General features: G+C 72.3%; 19 protein-coding genes. 2 read left to right on the top strand and 17 right to left on the bottom strand.

The features are described from left to right. Positions 1-52: 52 nt before the first annotated feature. The 7 genes from AC0VYL_RS09470 to AC0VYL_RS09440 form a co-directional block, all read right to left on the bottom strand. Complete coding sequence (locus tag AC0VYL_RS09470) at positions 53-505, bottom strand: DUF742 domain-containing protein (protein ID WP_475461373.1); 453 nt, start codon at positions 503-505, stop codon at positions 53-55. After that, complete coding sequence (locus tag AC0VYL_RS09465) at positions 495-2933, bottom strand: sensor histidine kinase (RefSeq protein ID WP_475482888.1); 2439 nt, start codon at positions 2931-2933, stop codon at positions 495-497. The genes AC0VYL_RS09470 and AC0VYL_RS09465 overlap by 11 nt, the downstream gene beginning before the upstream one ends. 269 nt (positions 2934-3202) lie before the next feature. After that, positions 3203-4120, bottom strand: coding sequence for a sirohydrochlorin chelatase (locus tag AC0VYL_RS09460; protein WP_475482887.1), 918 nt, complete (start codon positions 4118-4120; stop codon positions 3203-3205). Between the two features lie 147 nt (positions 4121-4267). Next, positions 4268-4888, bottom strand: coding sequence for a GTP-binding protein (locus AC0VYL_RS09455; RefSeq protein WP_475461366.1), 621 nt, complete (start codon positions 4886-4888; stop codon positions 4268-4270). After that, a complete protein-coding gene (locus AC0VYL_RS09450; protein WP_475482886.1) occupies positions 4869-5381 on the bottom strand; it encodes a DUF742 domain-containing protein in 513 nt (170 codons plus the stop codon). Before AC0VYL_RS09450 ends, AC0VYL_RS09455 begins: the two co-directional genes overlap by 20 nt. After that, on the bottom strand, positions 5378-5812 hold the full coding sequence (locus AC0VYL_RS09445; RefSeq protein WP_378747117.1) for a roadblock/LC7 domain-containing protein: 435 nt from the start codon (positions 5810-5812) through the stop codon (positions 5378-5380). Before AC0VYL_RS09445 ends, AC0VYL_RS09450 begins: the two co-directional genes overlap by 4 nt. Before the next feature lies 1 nt (position 5813). Beyond that, on the bottom strand, positions 5814-8462 hold the full coding sequence (locus AC0VYL_RS09440) for a sensor histidine kinase (protein ID WP_475482885.1): 2649 nt from the start codon (positions 8460-8462) through the stop codon (positions 5814-5816). A 287-nt stretch (positions 8463-8749) separates the two neighbouring features. Here AC0VYL_RS09440 and AC0VYL_RS09435 point away from each other — a divergent pair, with 287 nt between their 5' ends. Together AC0VYL_RS09435 and AC0VYL_RS09430 are read left to right on the top strand one after the other, a co-directional pair. Continuing rightward, entirely contained in the window at positions 8750-9331 is a 582-nt protein-coding gene (locus AC0VYL_RS09435; protein ID WP_475482884.1) for a helix-turn-helix domain-containing protein, read from the top strand. Between the two features lie 106 nt (positions 9332-9437). Beyond that, positions 9438-10361 (top strand): class I SAM-dependent methyltransferase, encoded by a 924-nt coding sequence (locus AC0VYL_RS09430; RefSeq protein ID WP_475482883.1) that lies wholly within the window; start codon positions 9438-9440, stop codon positions 10359-10361. A gap of 33 nt (positions 10362-10394) precedes the next feature. On the opposite strand, the gene argH is transcribed toward AC0VYL_RS09430, so the two are convergent. The 10 genes from argH to AC0VYL_RS09380 form a co-directional block, all read right to left on the bottom strand. After that, on the bottom strand, positions 10395-11813 hold the full coding sequence (gene argH, locus AC0VYL_RS09425; protein WP_475461353.1) for an argininosuccinate lyase: 1419 nt from the start codon (positions 11811-11813) through the stop codon (positions 10395-10397). Between the two features lie 80 nt (positions 11814-11893). Continuing rightward, complete coding sequence (locus tag AC0VYL_RS09420) at positions 11894-12427, bottom strand: arginine repressor (RefSeq protein WP_475461350.1); 534 nt, start codon at positions 12425-12427, stop codon at positions 11894-11896. After that, entirely contained in the window at positions 12424-13377 is a 954-nt protein-coding gene (argF, locus tag AC0VYL_RS09415; protein ID WP_475482882.1) for an ornithine carbamoyltransferase, read from the bottom strand. Before argF ends, AC0VYL_RS09420 begins: the two co-directional genes overlap by 4 nt. Continuing rightward, positions 13374-14582, bottom strand: a complete 1209-nt coding sequence (locus AC0VYL_RS09410) for an acetylornithine transaminase (RefSeq protein ID WP_475461345.1) — start codon at positions 14580-14582, stop codon at positions 13374-13376. Before AC0VYL_RS09410 ends, argF begins: the two co-directional genes overlap by 4 nt. Beyond that, positions 14579-15529 carry an acetylglutamate kinase gene (gene argB, locus AC0VYL_RS09405; RefSeq protein WP_475462987.1) on the bottom strand — a complete coding sequence of 317 codons (951 nt, stop codon included), beginning with the start codon at positions 15527-15529 and terminating at the stop codon, positions 14579-14581. The genes AC0VYL_RS09410 and argB overlap by 4 nt, the downstream gene beginning before the upstream one ends. Before the next feature lie 38 nt (positions 15530-15567). Next, positions 15568-16374: a bifunctional ornithine acetyltransferase/N-acetylglutamate synthase gene (locus AC0VYL_RS09400; protein WP_475482881.1), complete on the bottom strand. Its 807-nt coding sequence runs from the start codon at positions 16372-16374 to the stop codon at positions 15568-15570. A 12-nt stretch (positions 16375-16386) separates the two neighbouring features. After that, complete coding sequence (argC, locus tag AC0VYL_RS09395) at positions 16387-17415, bottom strand: N-acetyl-gamma-glutamyl-phosphate reductase (RefSeq protein WP_475461340.1); 1029 nt, start codon at positions 17413-17415, stop codon at positions 16387-16389. A 142-nt stretch (positions 17416-17557) separates the two neighbouring features. Further along, positions 17558-18979, bottom strand: coding sequence for an NAD(P)/FAD-dependent oxidoreductase (locus tag AC0VYL_RS09390; protein WP_475461337.1), 1422 nt, complete (start codon positions 18977-18979; stop codon positions 17558-17560). A 197-nt stretch (positions 18980-19176) separates the two neighbouring features. Beyond that, the gene (locus AC0VYL_RS09385) at positions 19177-19572 is read right to left on the bottom strand and encodes a MarR family winged helix-turn-helix transcriptional regulator (RefSeq protein ID WP_475462986.1); all 396 of its coding nucleotides are present in this window, start codon (positions 19570-19572) and stop codon (positions 19177-19179) included. A gap of 325 nt (positions 19573-19897) precedes the next feature. Continuing rightward, the gene (locus tag AC0VYL_RS09380; protein WP_475483494.1) at positions 19898-21124 is read right to left on the bottom strand and encodes an aminotransferase family protein; all 1227 of its coding nucleotides are present in this window, start codon (positions 21122-21124) and stop codon (positions 19898-19900) included.

The following is a 21124-nucleotide window of genomic DNA, read 5'->3' as shown; positions in this document are numbered from 1 at the left end:
GTCGGGAGCGGTGGCACCGGGTGACGTCGAACACGGGCCGCGCGGCCGAGGGTCACAGGGAGCGCAGTCCGACGAGCACGGCGTGCAGGATGTCCTCGCGGCCCAGCGGCCGGGAGGGGCCGCAGCACTGGAGCGATCCCTCGGAGACCATGCCGGTGACCATCGAACGCACCTGCCCCATGGGGAGCCCGACCTCGGCGGCCAGCTCCGCCACGGTCCGCGCCCGCCTGGCGTGGTTGAGGATGGCCTCCCGTTCGGGACGCAGCCACTCGTGGTGCCCGGGGGTGCGGGCGGCCACCACGAGGGTGAGCAGGTCCAGTTCGGTGGCGGCCGTCGTGGGCGGCGCGGCGAGCTCCGTGGTTCCGACGTCGACGGCGTAGGGCCGCAGGAACCTCTCGTTCTCCGCGTCCTCTCCCCCGTCCACGGGTCTTGGGCCGTTCCCGTCGGTGCGGTCGGCCGCGCCGCGCTCCGTCAGGCGACGGGCGTGGCGGCCCTCAGCGCTCACTGTGTCCTCCTGGAGGTGTCGGGAAGGGCGGGGCGTCGGACGGCGCGGGGTCGAAGGGCTCCTGTTCCCCGGAGTCACCGAACCGGACGGACGGCCCCGTGGAGGCGTCCCGGTCGCGCCGCCCCGATCGACGGTGCGGGAGCTGTCCCCCGGAGGCGCCGTACGGACCCCGCGGGTCCGAGGCACCGACCCGGTACTGCGCGCCGCTGGGCGGCCGGGTCACGGCCTGGGGCTGGGAACCGCTGTGCGGCTGCGGACCGGTGTGCGGGGGGAGGCCGGTCCGCGCCTGGGGGCCGGTGCGGGAACGCGGGTCGTGGTGGTCGGGGACCCCCTGGGGCCCGGACTGGCCGAACGGTCCCTGGGGCCCCGTCGGCTGGGTCGGCCCGTGGTTGGTCAGGTGGCTGAGCACGCCCGGGAAGGCCGGTGCTCCGGCCGGGGCACCGGTGACCGGGACCGGGTTGTCGACGGGCTCCAGCAGGCTGTCCGGGATGAGCGCGGTGGCCAGGGTGCCGCCGTAGGGCGAGGGGTGCAGCCACACGCGGATGCCGTGCCGTTCGGCGAGGCGGGCCACGACGAACAGGCCCAGTCGCGGGTCGTCGGGCAGGGCCATGACGTCGAACTCCGGCGGCCGGGTGAGCGTGCGCTCGGCCGCCGCGTAGCCCTGCTCGGACATGCCCAGTCCGCGGTCCTCGATCTCCACGATCAGTCCGCCCCCGACCGGGGAGCAGCCGACGTCCACGGTGGTCCCGGCGGGCGAGAACTGGGTGGCGTTCTCCACCAGCTCGGCCAGGAGGTGCACGACGTCCGCCACGACCTGGCCGTGCATGAGCACCCGGGGCGCGGACGTGAGCCGCACGCGGTCGAAGTCCTCGGTCTCCGCGATGGAGGCGCGCAGCACGTCCACGAGGGGGCGGGGCTGACGCCAGCGCCGGGCGGACTGGCCGCCGCCCAGGATGATGAGGTTGTCCGCGTAGCGGCGGGCACGGGTGGCCAGGTGGTCCAGGCGGAAGAGTCGGCGCAGCGCCTCGGGGTCCTGCTCCCTGTACTCGATCTCGTCGAGCAGGCGCAGCTGGCGTTGGACCAGGGTCTGGTTGCGGAAGGCGATCCCCAGGAAGGCCCGGTTGGCGCCCCGGCGGATCTCGGCCTGGCGGACGGCGGCCTCCACGGCGGTGATCTGGGCGCTGTCGAAGGCGTCGGCCACCTGGCCGATCTCGTCGTCGCCCTCCTCGTCCAGGGCCGGGAGCTCGTCCACCACGTCGACCTTGTCGCCGCGCTGGGCCCGCTCGATGATGTCCGGCAGGTCGGCGTCCCGCTCCAGGATCTGTTCGCGCAGACAGGTGAGGCGTTCGGTGAGGCGGCGCGAGGAGCGGCCCACGAGCGCGATGGCCACCGCGCCGCCGAGCAGGGTGACGGCGGCCGCGGCGACGCCCAGGGTGACCCTGAGCAGGGCGGCGCTCCAGGCCAGGTCCACGGTGCGTTCGATCTGGGTCCGGGAGATGTCGTCCAGGGAGCCCGCCGCGACGGCCGAGGAGGTGTCCCAGTCGTTGGCCTCGATGTCGATGGCGGAGTTCCACTCGGTGAGCGGTTCCTGGCCGGGGAGGGCGTCGTCGTTCTGGGCGACCGGCGGACGGGTCACGACCCTGCGGCTGAACCCCTCGGCCCTGGTCCACACGTCGTCCTGGATCAGGGCCTCGTGAGCCGCGCGGACGCTGGGGTGCATGGCGTGGCTGACAGTGTCGAGGGTGGCGCGGTAGGAGGCGGTGAGGAAGGTGAAGTGCGCCGTCTCCTCGTAGGTCATCCGCTCCGCCGCGATGACCCCGGCGAGCAGGGCGTCGGCGGTCGCGTACTCCTCGCGCGCGGCCAGGAGTTCCCTGGTGAGGACGGCGTCGGTGAGGTTCTCTCCGCCGTCGGTGGTGTGCAGCAGCGCGATGACCGTGTCGGTGAGGGTCCCCAGGAGGTCGCCGTAGCCGCTGAGGGCCTCCTCCCGGTTGGCGGTCCGGGCGTCGACCGTGGATCGCAGGGCCTCCAAACGGTCCGGGGCGCCGGTCACCAGGGCGGAGTTGCGGTTCACCTCGACGTCCCGGCCGTCCTCCAGCCTCTCCGCGAGGGAGACGGCCTCGGTGAGGGCGCCGTCGGTGGTGTCGCGCTGCTCCTCCAGGTCGTCCTGGAGGGTCGCCTCCCCACCGCCGTCCTGGACTCCCAGGTGGACCATGGACAGGCGGCGTTCGGCGCGCAGCTCGGTCGCGGCCCGGGACAGGACCTCGGTGCCCTCCCGGGCCTGGCTCACGGCGCTCATCAGCTGTGCGGCCTGGGCGGTGCCGAGCGTGGCCACGATGAGCCAGAGCGCGAGGAAGCACAGGCTCGGGATGAGCACGATCCGGTTGAGCTGCCCGCGGATCGTCCGGGTGGACGCGTGTGTTCTTCGCATGGCCCCCTCCAGCCCGTGCGGGTGCCGGGGCGTCCCTGGAGGGGTGCCGCGGCGGCTTTCGGTCCTGCCGAGGCTATCGAAAAACCATTGCCGTACGTTGTCAAACAATCACGACTAGTTATACGAGCTTGTGGGGAGGGTCGCCGCGCGCGGGTGGAGGCGGTCCGAATCCGCCGTGAAGGAGCAGGTCACCCCGATCAACGCGACAGGGCCACCCGGTGGTCCGGGCGGCCCTGTTCGACGGGGTCCTGGCGGGGCGTGTCGCGGAATCAGGACTCCGGACGGTGGCGGGAACCCACCGGGGCGGGCAGCTCCTCGGCGGTGGGCGGCTGCTCCACACCGAGCGAGTTGAGCACCTCGGCGTAGCGCAGCGCGGCGATCTTGCCCAGGAGGCTGTCCGCCCCCAGGGGAGCACCGGGCCGGGCGCCGTGGCGCTCGGCGAGGTCGGCCAGGTACTGGGCCGGGATCTCCGGGCCCAGGGCGCTCGGCGCGATGACCGGGCGCTGGCAGCCGCCCTGGCGCAGCTGGGCCACGACCTGCTCGATCGAGGCCTCGTTCTCCAGGTCCGCGGGGAGCACCGTCAGCCCCAGCCGCGCCGCGAGCAGGACGGCGGTGACGCCGGCGGCGCCCACGGCCCCCTCACCGCCCACGGCCCCGACGACGACGCCGTCGGCCATGGTGGTGTTGCGGGCGGTCACACTGATCAGGCGCATACGGTCGGCGCGCACGAACCCGGCCTCGGCCAGGCGCAGGTGCAGCACCTCGGCCAGCATGGGGTGCGGGCCCAGGCCCTCGGTGACGCGGACGTCCGCGCCGGTCTGGGCCACGGCCGTCTCGATCGCGGCGTTGGTGCCCCCGTGCGGAGCCGTGACCAGGGGGACCACGACACCGGCGAGCGGTCGGCCCTCGGACTCCTCCAGACCGGCCAGGGCCTCACCGATACCCAGTTCGTGGCCCTCGGTGTGCCCGAACCTGATCGTCACCTCGGGGCGGTAGGCCCGGACGAGATCGGCCATTCGGGCACCGATCAACTCACCGTCGGCGTCCCTGGCCTGTTCGGCCGTGCCCGGGACCGCCATGATCAGGGTGGGGGTACCGAACCAGTTGTCGAAGGACAGCGGGTTGCGGTGGCGTCCGGAACGCCGCTTGGGCAGTTCGCGTGGGGGAAGTCGGTCAGAGTTTCGCATACCAGGATTCAGACGAGAAGTGGATGGGGCGCGCTGTCAAAGCGGGTGGTCACTGCCGCGACATTGTAGCGTTCAACACCACATTCACGGGCGTTTCTCCCGAACGTACAACGGACCGACCCGGCTCGGACTGGCGGGGTCGCCCGGTCAACCGCTGAGCACCGGGCGGCGGCTGTTGATGACGTGGGTCACCAACTGGACGAGGACCTCCTTGGACGACTCCCGCTCCCTGGCGTCCGCCATCAGCAGCGGCACGTCCGCCGGAATGTCCAGCGCCTCCCGCACCTCCTCCGCCTCGTAGTGGGCCGCGCCGTCGAACTGGTTGACCGCGACCACGAACGGCACGCCCCGGCGTTCGAAGAAGTCCACCGCGTGGAAACAGGTGTCCAGACGACGGGTGTCGGCCAGCACGACGGCGCCCAGGGCGCCCTCCACCAGCTCGTCCCACATGAACCAGAAGCGGTCCTGTCCCGGCGTACCGAACAGGTACAGCACGATGTCCTCGTTGATGGTGATGCGTCCGAAGTCCAGCGCGACCGTCGTGGTGGTCTTGTTCTCCACTCCCCCGAGGTCGTCGACCCCCTGACTGGCCTCGGTCATCACCTCCTCGGTACTGAGCGGGGTGATCTCGCTGACGGAGGCCACCATCGTCGTCTTTCCTGCGCCGAACCCTCCGGCGATGATGATCTTGACCGCTTGGGGTATCGCCTCCGGCGCCTCACGCGCTTCCTGCGCCCCCGGTCGGTTCTCAGAGTCTGCGGATGCCATCGAGTACCGCCTGAAGTACTTTCTTCTCGGGAAGCTGGGTCACGGGCATCGCTGCCCGGGTGTGGACGTCCCCCTCGGCCACCAGGTCTCCGAGGAGCACCTTGACCACTGTCAGGGGGATGTCCAGGCGCGCGGAGATCTCCGCGACCGAGATGGGCCTCCGGCACAGGGTCAGGATCGCCTGGAGCTCGGGGTCCCGGACGCGGTCGTCAAGGTCGCGGGCGGCCATCACGATCGTGATCAGGTCCAGTCCGCGCCCCGCGCTGCCGGGCCGGGTCCGCCCCCGGGTCATCGTGTAGGGGCGGACCAGCGGCCCGGCGGGGGCGTCCCCCGGAGTGATCCCGGCGGAGGGACCCTCGGAGGTGGGGTGGCCCCGACCTCGGTGCCAGGTGGGGTGTGTGCGCCGTGCGGGGCCGCCCACACCCTCCCGGTCCCCCGGCACAGGCGCCACGCTCGACAGCGGACCGCCGCGCTGTTCGCCTGGGGTGTTCACGAACTCCCGCCTCCCATGGCCGTCAGGTGGCCCGGGCGCCGTGGTGGCGCGGTGAGGAACTGACCCACCCTCTTGACTCGGAGGTTCATCTCGTAGGCGACCAGTCCGACGTCGGCGTCCTCGGTCGCCAGGACGGCCAGACAGGCCCCGGTGCCCGCCGCGGTGACGAACAGGTACGAGTGCTCCATCTCCACCACGGTCTGACGGACGTCGCCGCCGCCGAAGTGGCGCCCGGTGCCCCGGGCCAGGCTCTGGAACGCGGAGGCCACCGCGGAAAGGTGCTCGGCGTCGTCCGAGATCAGTCCCCGGGAGCGTCCGAGCAGCAGTCCGTCGGCCGACAGCACGATCGCGTGGCTGGCGCCCACGACGCGGTCGACCAGGTCGTCCAGGAGCCAGTCCAGGTTGTCCGCGGCCTTGCTCATGCCCACCATCTCAGTCGCTCTCTCCTGTGTGGTCGTCGGCGGCTGCACCGACCTGGTCATCACTGCTGTGCCCGGGTCCGTCGCGGCCGATCTCCTCGGCTCGACCGCGTCGGGTTCCGGCGCTGAAGGCGTCCATCATGCGGCGTGCCTGTTCGGGGCTGCGCTGCGACACCGGTTCGGAGTCGTACGGACCCGAGCCGGTCGAGGGGTCGTCGCGGAGCTGGGGTGCGAGGTTGGCCTGTCGCCTGCGTCGGGGCAGTCCGGCCCGGTCCGGTCTGGACCCGGCTCCCGTCTCGTCTCCTCCTCTTCGGGGCAGGGGCGCGTGGCCCGTGGTTCCGGGCCGCTGACCGGACGCGGGTGTGGGCGTGGGCCCGGACGCGGGCTCGGGCTCGGGTGTCAGGTCCGGGACCTGGCGCAGCAGCGGTCCGCCGGGGACGTGGTCACCGGTCTCGTCCGCTGGCCGGTCGTCGTGTTCGGGGACCGACCGCAGGACCGGGCGGGCGTGCCGGGGGCCCGCCTCGGCGGCGAGCAGGTCGGCGGGGTCGTCGTGCTCGGCTCCCGCGTGGGGTTCCGGGCGGACCGAGTTGGAGCGGGCGAGCACCGCCGCCCGGGGACGCTCCACCGGCGCACCGCCGCTGGAGACCACCAGGGCGCCGGGGACGAGGACCACGGCACGGGTGCCTCCGTAGGGCGAGTGCCGCAGCTGCACCCCGATCTCGTGCTTGAGCGCGAGCCTGGCCACGACGAACAGGCCGAGGCGGCCGTCCGTCCCGGGGGTCATGACGTCGAACTCCGGGGCCTCCGCGAGCGTCGCGTTGTTCTCGTCCAGCACCTCCTCCGTCATGCCCAGGCCGCGGTCCTCGATCTCGATCACCACGCCCTTGGGGACGTTGTCGGTGGCGATCGTGACGTTGGTGTGGGGCGGCGAGTAGGCGGTCGCGTTCTCGACCAGTTCGGCCAGCAGGTGGATGACGTCGGCGACGACCGCTCCCACCAGGGACAGGTCCGGCACGGAGGTGAGTTCGACCCGGGCGTACTCGTCGGTCTCGGAGATCGCTCCGCGCAGGATGTCCACGAGGGGGACGGGGTGGCGCCAGCGCCGTCCGGGCTGGGCGCCGCCGAGGATGATGAGGTTCTCCGCGTGGCGGCGGCCCCGGGTCGCGAGGTGGTCGAGCTGGAAGAGGCTCTCCAGCAGGTCCGGGTCCTCCTCTTCGCGCTCCACACGGTCCAGGAGCTGGAGCTGCCGCTGCACGAGGGACTGGTTGCGGTGGGCGATGCCGAGGAAGACCCGGCTGACGCCCGCCCGGATGTCGGACTGCTTGACGGCGGCGCCGACGGCGGTGCGCTGGGCGATGTTGAAGGCGTCCGCCACCTGTCCGACCTCGTCGGTGCCGTGGTCGAGCTGCTTCATCTCGGTGTCGAGGTCCACGCTCTCGCCCGCCTCCAGACGGCGCACGATCCGGGGGAGGTCGCTGCGGGCGATCCCGAGCGTCTCCGCGCGGAGCCTGGCCAGCCGGTAGGTGAGGCGGCTGGCCGAGCTGGCGGCCACCCCGTAGGCGACGGTTCCCGCGAACAGGGAGGTGATGCCGCCGCCGAGCGCCATCGTGAACATCCACGAGCTGGCCTCCTCGGTGGAGGTGACCACGCTGTCCACCCTGTCGGTGGTGACCTCGGCCAGCCCGGTGTTGACCTCGTCGGCCGCCTCGCGCCAGGCGCCGAGACCGGCGGGCGGTGCGGGATCGCGCCGGAGCTCCCCGGTGAGGGGGTCCACGTCCACGGGCGCCTCGTACTGGACGAGGGTGTCGGCCACCCCCATGGCCTCGACCCACGCGGCGCCGCGGGGGATCCGCTCGACGCGCGAGGCCTGGTCCTCCTCGGCGTCCTCGACGGTGGCCGTTCCGGTCTCCGCCCGTGCGACGGAACCCTGGTCCTCGGAGAGTTCGTCGGGGAGTTCCTCGGCGCTCAGCCTGCGGCGCGTGTCTCCCGTGAGGGAGGCGATCTCGGCCTGGTGCGCGCGGGTGAGTTCGTTCTCGGCCAGCACCGCGGTGATGACGGCGTCGGCGTGGCCGAAGCTCTCCTGGGCCCACAGCAGGTTGTCGGCCTCCGAGGCGGCGTCGGAGACGAGCCCGTCGTCGAGCCCCTGGACGGTGGTCGAGTAGAGCCGGATGCCCTGTTCGATCGCTCCGGTGTAGGTGTCCAGGACGTCGGCCACCGGGCCGGGGTCGGCGAGGTTGTCGGTACGCAGCGCCTGGACGTCCTCAAGGGAGCCGAAGAACGCCAGGGCCAGTGCCTCGGGCTCCTGTCCGTCACCTTCCAGGGTGTCGCGTACCTGGCGGAGCTGGACGAACGCCTCGTCGGTGGTCCGCGCGGCTTCGACGAGCGCCTGTCGGCGGTCGCCGCCGGGGTCGGTGACGAAGTCGACGCCGAGACGGCGTTCGTCCTGGAGCGCGGTGAGCGCCCCGGCGAGGTCGGCCCCGGCCCGTCCGTCGGTGACGGAGTGGTGCAGGGACAGGGCCTGGGCGAGGGTGGCCGTGCTGAGCAGCACGAACAGCGCGAGGAAGGTGATACTGGGAATCAGCACGATCCGGTTGAGCTGTGTTCTGATCCCTGGCCCGCTACCGGACCTGGGCCCGCGACCCGTGCTCACTGGCTGACCCACTGCGCTCCTCCCACGGACTCGACGACGGGCACCGGAGACCACGCCTGATGCGTGCCGGTCCCCGCACGGGTCGTCACGGTACGCGCAGATGGAAACACGTGCGGTGTCCGCAGACTCAGGACGCTACCGCACTCTTCCCCTTGGTGCGGGGGGAATCGGAGATTGGATTCGCTCGGGGGCACGGGCCCTCGGCACACCGGTCGAGTGGTGTGTACTCGCATGTCAGATGATGACGACACAAGTCCGACCTCGGGCGTTCCTTGCGTTGAGGACATAGGGTGCTGCCCATGACGCAAGAGGACCGTGATCTGGACCGGTTGGTGCGGGGGCGCATCCGTGCCCTCCGCGTGGCGCAGGGGTGGTCGCTGGAGGAGCTGGCCGCTCGGGCCCGGCTGAGCCAGTCCACTCTGAGCCGGATCGAGAACGGGCAGCGCAGGCTCGCCCTCGACAGCCTCGTGACCCTGGCCCGGGCGCTGGACACCACCCTGGACCAGCTGGTGGAGAGCGCCACCGACGACGTCGTCTCCAGCCCGATGGTGGACGGCGCCCACGGCACGCTGCGCTGGCCGGTGCGGGCGGACCCCGGCATGACCGTCATGCGCCAGAGGCTGACCGATCCCCCGCCGGACCAGCCCTCGCGGATGCGGGCGCACCCCGGTCGGGAATGGCTGGTCGTGCTGTCCGGAACCGCCGTGCTCCTGCTGGGCGACCGGCGCATCCGGATCGAGACCAACCAGGCGGCCGAGTTCCCGACCATGCTTCCGCACGCGATCGGGGCCGAGGGCGGCCCGTGCGAGATCCTCGGGATCTTCGACCGCGACGCCCGCCGGGGCCACCAGCGAGCCGACGCCGGGACCTCGCCCTCCTGAGCCGGGGCGCGCGCGGGCTTGCGCGTTCGGCAGCCTCCGCGGACACTCTCTTGCCTTTGGCGAAAGAAGTGCTGCCGTCGGCGCAAGGTCGGCCTAGCCTGGCACCATGACGCACTCTCACACGCACCACGGACACCACCCGGGGCAGGACCGCCACGACCACGACGGCCACGACCACGACGGCCACCGCACGGGACACGCGCACGAGCACGGGCCGGGCTCCCATGACCAGGCGCGGATCCTCGACCTCGACGCGCGGGTCACGGCCCCGCTGACCGACGACGTCATCGCCTGGCTGCCCCTCGACGAGGACCCGCGCGAGATCGTCGACCTGGGGGCCGGAACCGGGGCCGGAACCCTCCCGCTCCTGGCCCGCTTCCCCGAGGCGCGCGTGACCGCCGTCGACTCGTCGGCCGAACACCTCGACCGGCTGCGGGCGAAGGCCCGGGAGGCCGGGTCGGCCGACCGCGTGCGCACGGTCCTGGCCGACCTCGACCAGACGGACTGGCCCGACCTCGGCTCCCCGGACCTGGTGTGGGCCTCGGCCTCCATGCACCACATGGCCGACCCGGACCTCGCCCTGCGCCGGACCCGCGACCTGCTCGCGCCCGGAGGACTGCTCGCCCTGGTCGAGCTCTCGGGCTTCCCGCGCTTCCTGCCCGGGGACGCCCCGCAGGACCGCCCGGGGCTGGAGGAGACCCTGCACGCCGTGAGCGACCGGTGGCACGCCGGACACGTGCCGCACCGGGGCGCCGACTGGGCTGAGAAGCTGACCGCCAACGGGTTCCGCGTCGACGGTGAACGCACCCTGACGGCGGGGCTGGAGGGCGCCGGTGACCCGGTGGTCGTCGACTACGCGCTCACCAGCCTCCGACGCCTCAGGGAGAGCGTGGTCGACGAGCTGGCGCCCGAGGACCTGGCCGCGCTCGACCGGCTGCTGGACCCCGAGGCCCCGGGCGGGATCGCGCACCGGGACGACCTGACGGTGCGTACCGTGCGCTCCGTCTGGGCCGCCCGCCGCTCGGACTGATCCGGTCCGCGCGACGGACGGCCCCGGGGACCCCTAGGACACGAAGGCCTTGCGGTGCTCCTCGACGTCGGCGCGGAGCCGGTCGAGCTGCTCCGCGACGCGGACGGGGGCGGTCCCGCCCCGGCCCGCGCGGGAGGCCAGGGAGCCCGCGACGGTGAGGACCTCGCGCACGCCCGGGGTCAGGTGCTCGGAGATCTCCGCGAAGTCGGCGTCGGTGAGCTCGGGCAGGTCGATGCCGCGCTCCTCGCACACCCGCACGCAGGTGCCCGCGATCTCGTGGGCGTCGCGGAAGGGGACGCGCTCACGGACCAGCCACTCCGCGATGTCGGTGGCCAGGGAGAATCCCTGCGGGGCCAGCTCCGCCATCCGGTCGGTGTGGAAGGTGAGCGTGGCGACCATGCCGGTCATGGCGGGGAGCAGAAGGTGCAGGCTGTCCACCGCGTCGAAGACCGGCTCCTTGTCCTCCTGGAGGTCCCGGTTGTAGGCGAGCGGGAGCCCCTTGAGGGTGGTGAGCAGGCCGGTGAGGTCACCGACGAGCCGACCGGCCTTGCCCCGGGCGAGCTCGGCCACGTCGGGGTTCTTCTTCTGCGGCATGATCGAGGAGCCGGTGGAGAAGGCGTCGTCGAGGGTGATGAAGGAGAACTCCTTCGTCGCCCACAGGATGACCTCCTCCGAGAGCCGGGACAGGTCCACGCCGATCATGGCGGTGACGAAGGCGAACTCCGCGACGACGTCGCGGGCGGCGGTGCCGTCGATGGAGTTCTCCGAGGACGCCGGGAAACCGAGTTCGTCAGCGACCGCCTCCGGGTCCAGCCCCAGGGAGGAACCGGCCAGTGCGCCGGAGCCGTACGGGGAGACGGCGGCGCGGCGGTCCCAGTCCCGGAGCCGCTCGACGTCGCGGACCAGCGGCCAGGCGTGCGCCATCAGCTGGTGGGCGAGGAGGACGGGCTGGGCGTGCTGGAGGTGGGTGCGGCCCGGCATGGCGGCGTCGGGGTGGGCCCCGGCCTGGTCCGCGAGGGCGCGCACGAGGTCGAGGAGCTGGTCCGCGATGGACCGCGCCTCCTCACGCAGGTACATGCGGACCAGGGTGGCGATCTGGTCGTTGCGGGAGCGTCCGGCGCGCAGTCGTCCGCCGAGTTCGGCACCCACCCGCTCGATGAACCCGCGCTCCAGCGCGGTGTGCACGTCCTCGTCCTCCAGCACGGGGGTGAAGTCCCCCGAGGCCACGTCGGCCTCCAGCCGGTCCAGCCCCGCGATCATGCGGTCGAGTTCGTCGGCGGTGAGCAGACCCGCGCGGTGCAGGGCGCGCGCGTGGGCGCGCGATCCGGCGATGTCGTGGCGGGCGAGGCGCCAGTCGAAGTGGGTGCTGAGCGAGAGGCGGGCCAGGGCCTGGTCCGGTCCGCCCTCGAAGCGGCCGCCCCACAGGCGCAGGGCCTCGGGCTGGTCGGCCATCGTGGTCTCCTTCGTGACGTTTCGGGTGGTGCGGGACGGCGCCTGGCCGTCCGGAGCTGGGTTCGACGGCGCGCGGGCCGTCAGGGTCTGCGGTCGGCCAGCCGCAGCAGCGCCGCGGCCAGGTCCTCCCCGCCCTGGGGGTCGCGGGAGATCACCAGGATGGTGTCGTCCCCGGCGATGGTCCCCAGGATGGCGTGGAAGTCCGTGTGGTCGATGGCCGACGCCAGGTACTGCGCGGCCCCCGGAGGGGTGCGCACGATGACCATGTTGGCGGAGGCCTCGGCCGAGACGAGCAGGTCCTCGGCCAGCCGGGTGAGGCGGGCCCCGGAGACCTGTTCGAGGCTGAGGGTGTCGGGGCGGGTGCGCTGGAGGCGTTCGCCGCCCTCCCCCGGGAGCACGTAGGCCAGGTGACCGTCGGCGGTACGGAGTTTGACCGCGCCCAGTTCGTCCAGGTCCCGGGAGAGGGTGGCCTGGGTGACCTGCACTCCGGCCTCGGAGAGGCGTTTGGCCAGCTCCCCCTGGGAACGGACGTCCTCGCGGGTGAGGACGTCCGTGATGCGGGCGTGCCGGGCGGCCTTGGTCATGGGTGCCGGGCCGCTGGGGTCGTGGCTCATCGCGTCTCGGGGTCGGACTCGGGTTCGTCGCTGCTCTCCAGCAGGTGGGTGAGGAGCGCCTTCTGCACGTGGCGCCGGTTCTCGGCCTCGTCCCAGACCACGCTCTGCGGGCCGTCGATGACCCCGGCGGTGATCTCCTTGCCCCGGTACGCGGGCAGGCAGTGCAGGACGATCGCCTCCGGCCGGGCGACGGCCATGAGGTCCTCGTCCACGATGTAGGGGCGGAAGGGGGCCTCGCGGTCCTCCTTCTCGTCCTCCTGTCCCATGGAGACCCAGGTGTCGGTGGCCACGACGTCGGCGCCCTCGGCCGCTTCCCGGGCGTCGGTGGTGACGGTGACGGACCCGCCGGTGCCCTCCGCGATCTCGCGGGCGCGGGTCAGCACGACCTCGTCCGGGTGGAACCCCTCGGGGGCACCGATCCGTACGTGCATCCCGGCGGTGGCGCAGCCCAGCAGGTAGGAGTGGGACATGTTGTTGGCGCCGTCACCGAGGTAGGCGAGGGTGAGCCCGGCCAGGAAGCCCTTGACCTCGCGGACCGTCTGGAGGTCCGCGAGGATCTGGCAGGGGTGGAACTCGTCGGTGAGCGCGTTGATCACCGGGACGCCGATGTGCCGGGCGAGGTTCTCCACGTCGGCCTGGGAGAAGGTGCGCCAGGCGACGGCGGCGACCTGGCGTTCCAGGACGCGGGCGGTGTCCTCCAGGGGTTCGCCGCGCCCCATCTGGGTGCTGCCGGAGTCCAGGACCAGCGGGCTGCCGCCGAGGTCGGCCACGCCCACCGAGAAGGACAGCCGGGTCCGGGTCGAGGGCTTGTCGAAGAGCAGGGCGACGGTGCGCGGCCCGGCCAGGGGGCGGTACGCGAAGCGGTCCCGCTTCATCTCGTCGGCCAGGTCGAGGACGCGGGTCTGCTCCTCGGGCGTGAGGTCGTCGTCACGCAGGAAGTGCCGGGTCATGACTGCTGCTCCTTCGTGGCGGCGGCTTCGGCGGCGTCGAGGATGGTGGGCAGGGCCTCGATGAACACGCCGATCTGCTCGGGGGTGATCACCAGGGGCGGGGCCAGCCGGATCGCGTCGGGGGCGACCGCGTTGACCAGGAAGCCGCGGACCGCCGCCTGCTCCTGGACGTGTGCCGCGTGCGGTCCGGTGAGCACGAGGGCGCGCCAGAGACCGCTGCCGCGCTGTCCGGACAGGAGGGGGTGGTCGATGCCCTCGATCTGCTCCGCGAGCAGGTCGCCCATCACCTTGGTGTGGGCGAGCAGGCCCTCGGTCTCGATGGTGTCGATGACGGCCAGCGCGGCGGCGCAGGCCACGGGGTTCCCGCCGAAGGTGGAGCCGTGGTCGCCCTTCTGGAAGGCGTCCGCGAAGCGGCCGAAGCCGACGCAGGCACCGATGGGCAGCCCGCCGCCCAGGCCCTTGGCGAGGGTGAGCACGTCGGGGCGTACACCCTCCTCCTGGTGGGCGAACCACTGGCCGGTACGGCCGATGCCGCTCTGGATCTCGTCCAGGACGAAGGCGGCGCCGGTGCGGTCGCACAGGGCGCGGACCCCGGCGAGGTAGCCCTCGGGGGCGGGGACCACTCCGGCCTCCCCCTGGGTGGGTTCGACGAACACGGCGACACAGTTCTCGTCGACCGCCTCGGTGAGGGCGTCGATGTCACCGTGCGGCACGAAGCGCACGTCCGTGCCGAAGGGGCCGAAGGGCTCGCGGATGGCGTCCTTGCCGGTCAGGGCGAGGGCCCCGGCGGAGCGGCCGTGGAAGCCCTTGGCGGCGGCCACGAAGTAGTGGCGGCCGGATCCGGCGGCGCGCTTGACCAGCTTGAGCGCGGCCTCGTTGGCCTCGGTACCGGAGTTGGCGAAGAAGACCTTGGCGTCGCCGCCGACCAGCTCCACGAGGCGTTCGGCCAGCTGGACCTCGCGCTCGTGCACGAAGAGGTTGCTGGTGTGGGCGAGGGTGGCCGCCTGGTGGGCGACCGCCTTGACCAGGGCGGGGTGTCCGTGTCCCAGGCTGGAGACGGCGATGCCCGCGATGAGGTCGAGGTACTGGCGGCCGTCCGCGTCGTAGACCTCGCAGCCGCGACCGAGGGTCAGGGCCACCGGCGGCACGCCGTAGTTGGGCATGAGCGAGGCGGCGAAGCGCTCCCTCAGGTCGCTGCTGGTCACTTGTGGGCTCCCGTGTTCTGTTCGGAGGTATGGGTGGGGCGCCAGGGGCGCGGGTAGTGGCCGTTCCCGGAGAGGAGTTCGGCCTCCAGCTCCTCGTCAGCGACCATCGTGCCGACGCCCAGGTCGGTGAAGACCTCGAGGAGCAGGGAGTGCGGCACGCGGCCGTCGATGATGTGGGCCTGGGGCACGCCGCCCTCGACCGCCGTCAGGCAGGCCTCCATCTTGGGGAGCATCCCCGAGGAGAGGGAGGGCAGGAGGGCGCGGAGCTCGTCCACGTTGAGGCGTCGGATGAGGTCGGTGTTGGCCGGGTAGTCCGCGAACAGGCCCTCGACGTCGGTGAGCATGATGAGCTTGCTCGCGCCCAGGGCGACGGCGAGCGCGGAGGCCGCGGTGTCGGCGTTGACGTTGTAGACGCCGCCGTCGTCGGCGCGGGCGACGCTGGAGACCACGGGGATGCGGCCGTCCGCGATGAGCGCGGAGACCGCGCCGGGGTTGACCTCGCTGACCTCGCCGACCCGGCCGATGTCGACGGCCCGGCCGTCCACCTCCACGCTCTTGCGTTCGGCGTAGAGGAGGTTGGCGTCCTCCCCGGACATGCCGACCGCGAAGGGGCCGTGCTGGTTGACGAGCCCGACGATCTCGCGGTTGACCTGGCCGGTGAGGACCATCCGGACGATGTCCATGGCCTCGTCGGTGGTGACCCGAAGCCCGGCGGTGAAGCTGGACTCCACGCCGGAGCGGTCCAGCATGGCGCTGATCTGGGGCCCGCCGCCGTGGACGACGACGGGGCGCAGGCCCGCGTAGTAGAGGAAGACGATGGACTCCGCGAAGCGGACCCGCAGCTCCTCGCTGATCATGGCGTTGCCGCCGTACTTGACCACGACCGTGCGGCCGTGGAAGCGGGAGAGCCAGGGCAGCGCCTCGATGAGGTGCGCGGCCTTGTCCATGGCCTGGGCCTGGTCCCGGGTGGTGGGTGTCGCGGAGTTCACTGGTGGGCCTGCCTGTCCTGGGGGGCTCCGGGTTCGGAGGTGAGGGATGCGGACGTGTCCGCCGCGATCTGGGCCGCGAGCTCCTCGCAGACCCGGGTGAGCAGCAGGGCGACCGCCGACTCGTCCGGGGTGTCCGGGGCGGCGCCGCTGGCCATCAGCAGGACGGTGTCGTTGGTGCCGGTCAGCGGGGCGAGGGTGGAGGCGGCCGCGTCGGTGACCAGGCGCTGGCACTGCTCGGGGCTGAGCGCCGCGTCGGTGGTCAGGACGCACAGGGCGGAGCCGACGGAGGCGTCGGGGCCCTTCGCCATGCCGCCGACGGTGACGCCCTCGCCGCGCCGGAAGGCGAACTTGGCGACGGTGTCGTCGGTGCGGACGGCGTCGGCGGCGGCGAGCCCGCCGCCCCGGGCCGCCTGGGCGAGGGCGTCCGCCAGGGCGGTGTTCAGGGGCGCGGTCGGCGGTACGGCGCCGGTCTCCCCGGCGGAGCAGAGCGCGATCTCGGCGGCGGAGTCGGCCAGGAGGTCGGCGGCGTGCTCGGCCTGGGCGTGGGCGGCCTGGAAGCCGGGCGGCCCGGTGGCGGCGTTGGCGCCGCCGGAGTGGAGGACGACCGCGCGGACGCGTCCGCCCGAGACGACCTGCCGCGTCCACAGGACGGGCGCGGCGGGTGCGGGGTGGTCGGTGAAGACCGCCCCGGCCGCGCGTGCGGGGCCGTCGTTGACGACGACGGCGAGGTCGCGGGCGTGACCGGCGCCGGTTCCGGTGGTCACGCCGGCGGCACGGAAGCCCTGGGGTGCGGTGACGCTCATGTCGGCCCCTCCTTAGGGCGCGACCGCGGCGAGCGGGAGGCCGGTGGTCTCGGGCAGGCCGAGGGCGATGTTGGTGCTCTGGAGCGCACCGCCCGCGGTGCCCTTGGTGAGGTTGTCCAGGGCGGCGACGGCGACCATGCGTCCGGCGTCGGCGTCCACGGTGACCTGCACGAGCGTGGTGTTGGCGGCGAGGGTCATCGCGGTGTTGGGCCAGGTGCCCTCGGGGAGGAGGTGGACGAAGGGTTCGTCGGCGTAGGTGGTCTCGTAGGCGGCGCGGACCTGGTCGGCGGTGACCCCGGGCTTGAGGGGCGCGGTGCAGGTGGCGAGGATGCCGCGCGGCAGGGGTGCCAGGACCGGTGTGAAGGAGAGGCGGACCGGTTCGCCGGTGACGGCGGTGAGGTTCTGGACGATCTCGGGGTTGTGCCGGTGGGTGCCGCCGACCCCGTAGGGGCTGAGGGCGCCCATGATCTCGCTGCTGACGAGGTTGGGCTTGGGTGCCTTGCCCGCACCGGAGGTGCCGGTGACGGCGACGACGGTGAGGTCGGTCTCGACCAGCTGCTGAGCCAGGCCGGGGAAGAGGCCGAGGGTGGCGACGGTGACGTGGCAGCCGGGGACGGCGATCCGGCGGGCACCGGTGAGGCGGTCGCGCTGTCCGGGCAGTTCGGGGAGGCCGTAGGGCCAGGTCCCGGCGTGGGGGGTGCCGTAGAAGCGTTCCCAGGCGGCGGAGTCGTCGAGGCGGAAGTCGGCGCCGCAGTCCACGACGAGCACGTCCTCACCGAGCTGCTGCGCGATGTCGGCGGACTGCCCGTGCGGGAGGGCGAGGAAGACGATGTCGTGGCCGCGCAGTTCCTCGACGGTGGTGGGCACGAGGGTGCGGTCCGCGAGCGGAAGGAGGTGGGGCTGGTGCTGGATGAGGGGGGTTCCGGCGTTGCCGCCCGCTGTCAGGGCGCCGATCTCGATGTCGGGGTGTCCCAGGAGCAGACGCAGCAGCTCGCCCCCGGCGTAGCCGCTGGCTCCGGCGATGGCCGCTGTGTATCCCATGGTGAGACCCTCTCTGATCGCTTGGACTGAACCATCATGCATGCCAGTGTAATTTTATGCAACTGATGGCGGTCGAAGCGGGGGGCGTACGAGGAGGGTACGACGGGTGCGGCGGGGACGCGGCCGGGGCGGGAGGCGCGGGTCAGTTCCCGGGCATGCGCGTGGCCAGATCGGCAAGGCGGGAGGTGTGGCCCTTGCCCTCGGTCCGGGACTCGCGGCGGTCGGCCGAGCGGTAGAGCCCGCGCACGACCTGGGTACCCATCCAGCGCAGGGGCTCGGGCTCCCAGCCGCGCACCTCGTGTCCGACCCACGGCAGGCGGGTGAGGTCGCTGCTGCGACCCAGGACCAGGTCGCGGAGGGTACGACCGGCCAGGTTGCTGGTGGAGACGCCGCTGCTGGAGTAGCCGCCCGCCCAGCCCAGCCCGGACGCGGTGTCCAGGTTCACCGTCGGGGACCAGTCCCGGGGCACCCCGAGCACGCCCGACCAGGCGTGCTCGATCGGGGCGTCCGCGACGCCGGGGAACATGCCGGTCAACGAACGCCACAGTTCGGCGATGGCCTGCGGGGCGGTCGCCCCCTCGTTGTCCTCGGAGGCGCCGAGGCGGTGGGGTGCGCCCCGGCCGCCGATGGCGATGCGGTCGTCGGCGGTGCGCTGGGCGTAGACGTAGGAGTGGGCGGAGTCGCGCAGGAGCTCACGACCCTCCCAGCCGATGTCCTCCCACAGGTCCGCGGCGATCGGCTCGGTGACGATCATCGAGGAGTACATGGGGCGCCACCGGCGGCGCTGCCCGCGCAAGGTGGAGGTGAAGCCCTCGGTGGCGCGCAGCACGTGGTCGGCGCGGACGGTGCCGCGTTCGGTGACCACGGACGGGCGCTCGGAACCCTCGCGGGGACGGATCTCCGTCACCGGGGTGTCCTCGAAGATCTCCACGCCCAGCGCCTCGACCACGCGGGCCAGGCCGGTGACCAGCTTGGCCGGGTGGACGCGGGCGGCATGCCGCGAGTAGGCCGCGGCGACGGCTCCGTCCACCGCGATCGGGGGCGCGTGGTCCAGGTCGACCATGTGGATGTCGTCGGGCCAGTACCCCCAGTCCTGGAGGTAGTCGATGTGGGCCTGGAGGCGTTCGTGCTGGGCCGCGTTGCTGGCGATCAGGCGCATACCGCCCTTGACGACGTCGGCCTCGATCCCCTCGGCCTCGGTGACCGAGACGACCTCGTCCACGGTGTTCATCAGGGCCCGCTGGAGGGCGATCATGGCGGGCTTGCCATGTGACCGTGCGTAGTCCTCCTGGGAACCGGAGAACTCGGCGGACAGCCACCCTCCGTTACGCCCCGAGGCGCCGAACCCCGCGAACTCCCGCTCGACGACGCAGACGCGCAGGTCGGGCTGGTCCTTCTTGAGGTAGTAGGCGGTCCAGAGGCCGGTGTACCCGGCTCCGACCACACAGACGTCGTAGTCGGCGTCACCGGGGAGGGGGGATCTCCGTTCGGGCAGGCCGTCCTCACGGAACCAGAAGGAGACGCCGCCGTTGGCGAACCGGGACGACCGGGGAATGGGCCTCATCTGGGCAGCAGTGGTGAACAGCCTCATCATTCCCCCCGGAACCTCAGTGCTCCCGACCCACCCCGCGTTGGGCCCCCGAACTCTGGCCAACCTACATGGGAACGAACGCGCATGGGATGTTTTCTGCACATTCACGTGGATCGGCACACCACGGGAGTGGGGATTCGGCTACACAGAGTCGCAGCCCGGGATTCGCGTCAGCCGCGGGCGCTGTCACGGAGCGTACGCGCGATGGTGGCGAGTTGTCGAACCCCCGCCTCACCGAGCGGCGCGAGCACGTGCTCCCGAAGGCGTTCGACGTGGCGCACCCGCGTCGCGACGATGAACTCCAGGCCGCTCTCGGTGAGGGTGGCGTAGACGACGCGACGGTCGCTGGCGCAGTTGTGTCGTTCCAGGTAGCCCTCCTTCTCCAGGCGGTCCGCCAGCTTGGTGAAACCGCCCGTGCTGAGGCTGACCTCACGCGCCAGGCGGCTCATCGGCAGCTGGTGCCCCGGAGTGCGCTGGAGCCGGATGAGGACCTCGAACCACGGGCCCGCCATGTCCTTGCCGTCCGGGGTGATCCCGTGCAGCAGGCGCGGCTGGATCGCGCTCATCGCCTCGTGCACCAGCCCCCAGGTCGTGATCAGATCGTCGTCACTGGGCCCGGCCTCCAGCGGTTCGACGGTCTCCGCGCCGTCCCGCTCCACCGTGGCGTCTCCCTGTGCCGTCATGGACTGCCCCCTGCCGTGTGACCGGGGGCGCCGACCCTACGCACCCCCGAAGAAGTATCTTCCCAGTAAATATTACTGCACAATACCAGCACTCGACAGAGGTTTCCTGGGAAAATAATCAACCCACCGGCGCCGTGCACCGGTGGGTCCTGCGGATCCTGCTGCGGGGTCCTTCCTCGGGGAGCCCGGAAGCCCGGGCTCCCCCTCGTCAGTGTCGGTCCATGACGGCGTCCAGCGCCCCGTACAGGGTGGACGTCAGGTGCTCGACCTGCTCCCAGGTGATGATCAGGGGCGGCGAGACCAGCAGCGCCTTCGGGATCGGACGGACGATCACCCCGCGCGTGCGGGCCTCCGCGAACACCTCCGCCGTGGTGATCCCGCGCTCGGTGAGCGCCTCCTCGGTGAGCTCCACCGCGCCCATCACCCCCACCCCGGAACGGACCTCGGCCACCAGCGGGTGGTCGGCCAGCCCGCGCAGTGCGGAGTCCAGGTGGGTCTCCACCTCACGGGAGACCGTGAACAGGTCCTCGCGCTCCAGGATGTCCAGGTTGGCCATGGCCGCTGCGCACGCCGACGGGTGGCCCGCGTAGGTGGTGCCGTGCAGGAACGGGTTGCCCTCCTGGTTCCAGAAGGGGTCGGCCACACGACCGTTGACCACGACCCCGCCCAGCGGCAGGTATCCGCTGGAGACGCCCTTGGCGAAGACGATCATGTCCGGGCTGACCCCGAACCGCTCGATCCCGAACCAGTTCCCCAGACGGGCGAAGCCGCAGATCACGCTGTCCACGACGAAGAGGACACCGTACTTCTTACAGATCCGCGCCACGTCCGTGAAGTAGTGCTCCGGCGGCAGGAAGACACCCCCCGCGCCGATCACCGGCTCCGCGAAGAAGGCGGCGACGCGGTCCGCCCCGACACGCAGGATCTCGGCCTCCAGGGCCGCGGCGGAGTCGTGCGGGACCACCGAGGTGTCCTCGATGAGCTTCCCGTAACCGGAACGGAAGCGCTCCATCCCGATCATGCTCGTGCCGAACCCGTTGAGGCCGTGGTACCCCCCGGTCCGGCTGATCAGGTGCTGCCGCTCCGGCTGGCCCTGCGTGACCCAGTAGGCCCGCGCCAGCTTGGCGGCGGTGTCGATCGACTCCCCTCCCCCGCAGGTGAGGATGACGCGCGGGTCATCGACCGGGGCGTGGGCGGCGAGGCGGTCGCTCAGCTCCATCGCGGGTACGTTGGCGAAGTCACCGTAGACGGTGTAGGCGTCCAGGGTGCTCATCTGTCGGTGAACCGCGTCCGCGATCTCGGCGCGACCGTGCCCGACGTTGGAGTACCAGAGGCTGGCGGTACCGTCGAGGTAGCGGTCACCGAACTGGTCCCAGAGCCACACGCCCTCGGCGCGGGCCACGACGAACTCCGGGCCCTTGGCCACGGTGTTCAT

The organism is Nocardiopsis sp. iso_238 (genome assembly GCF_056173325.1).
This window is presented reverse-complemented; position numbering and strand designations above follow the sequence as displayed.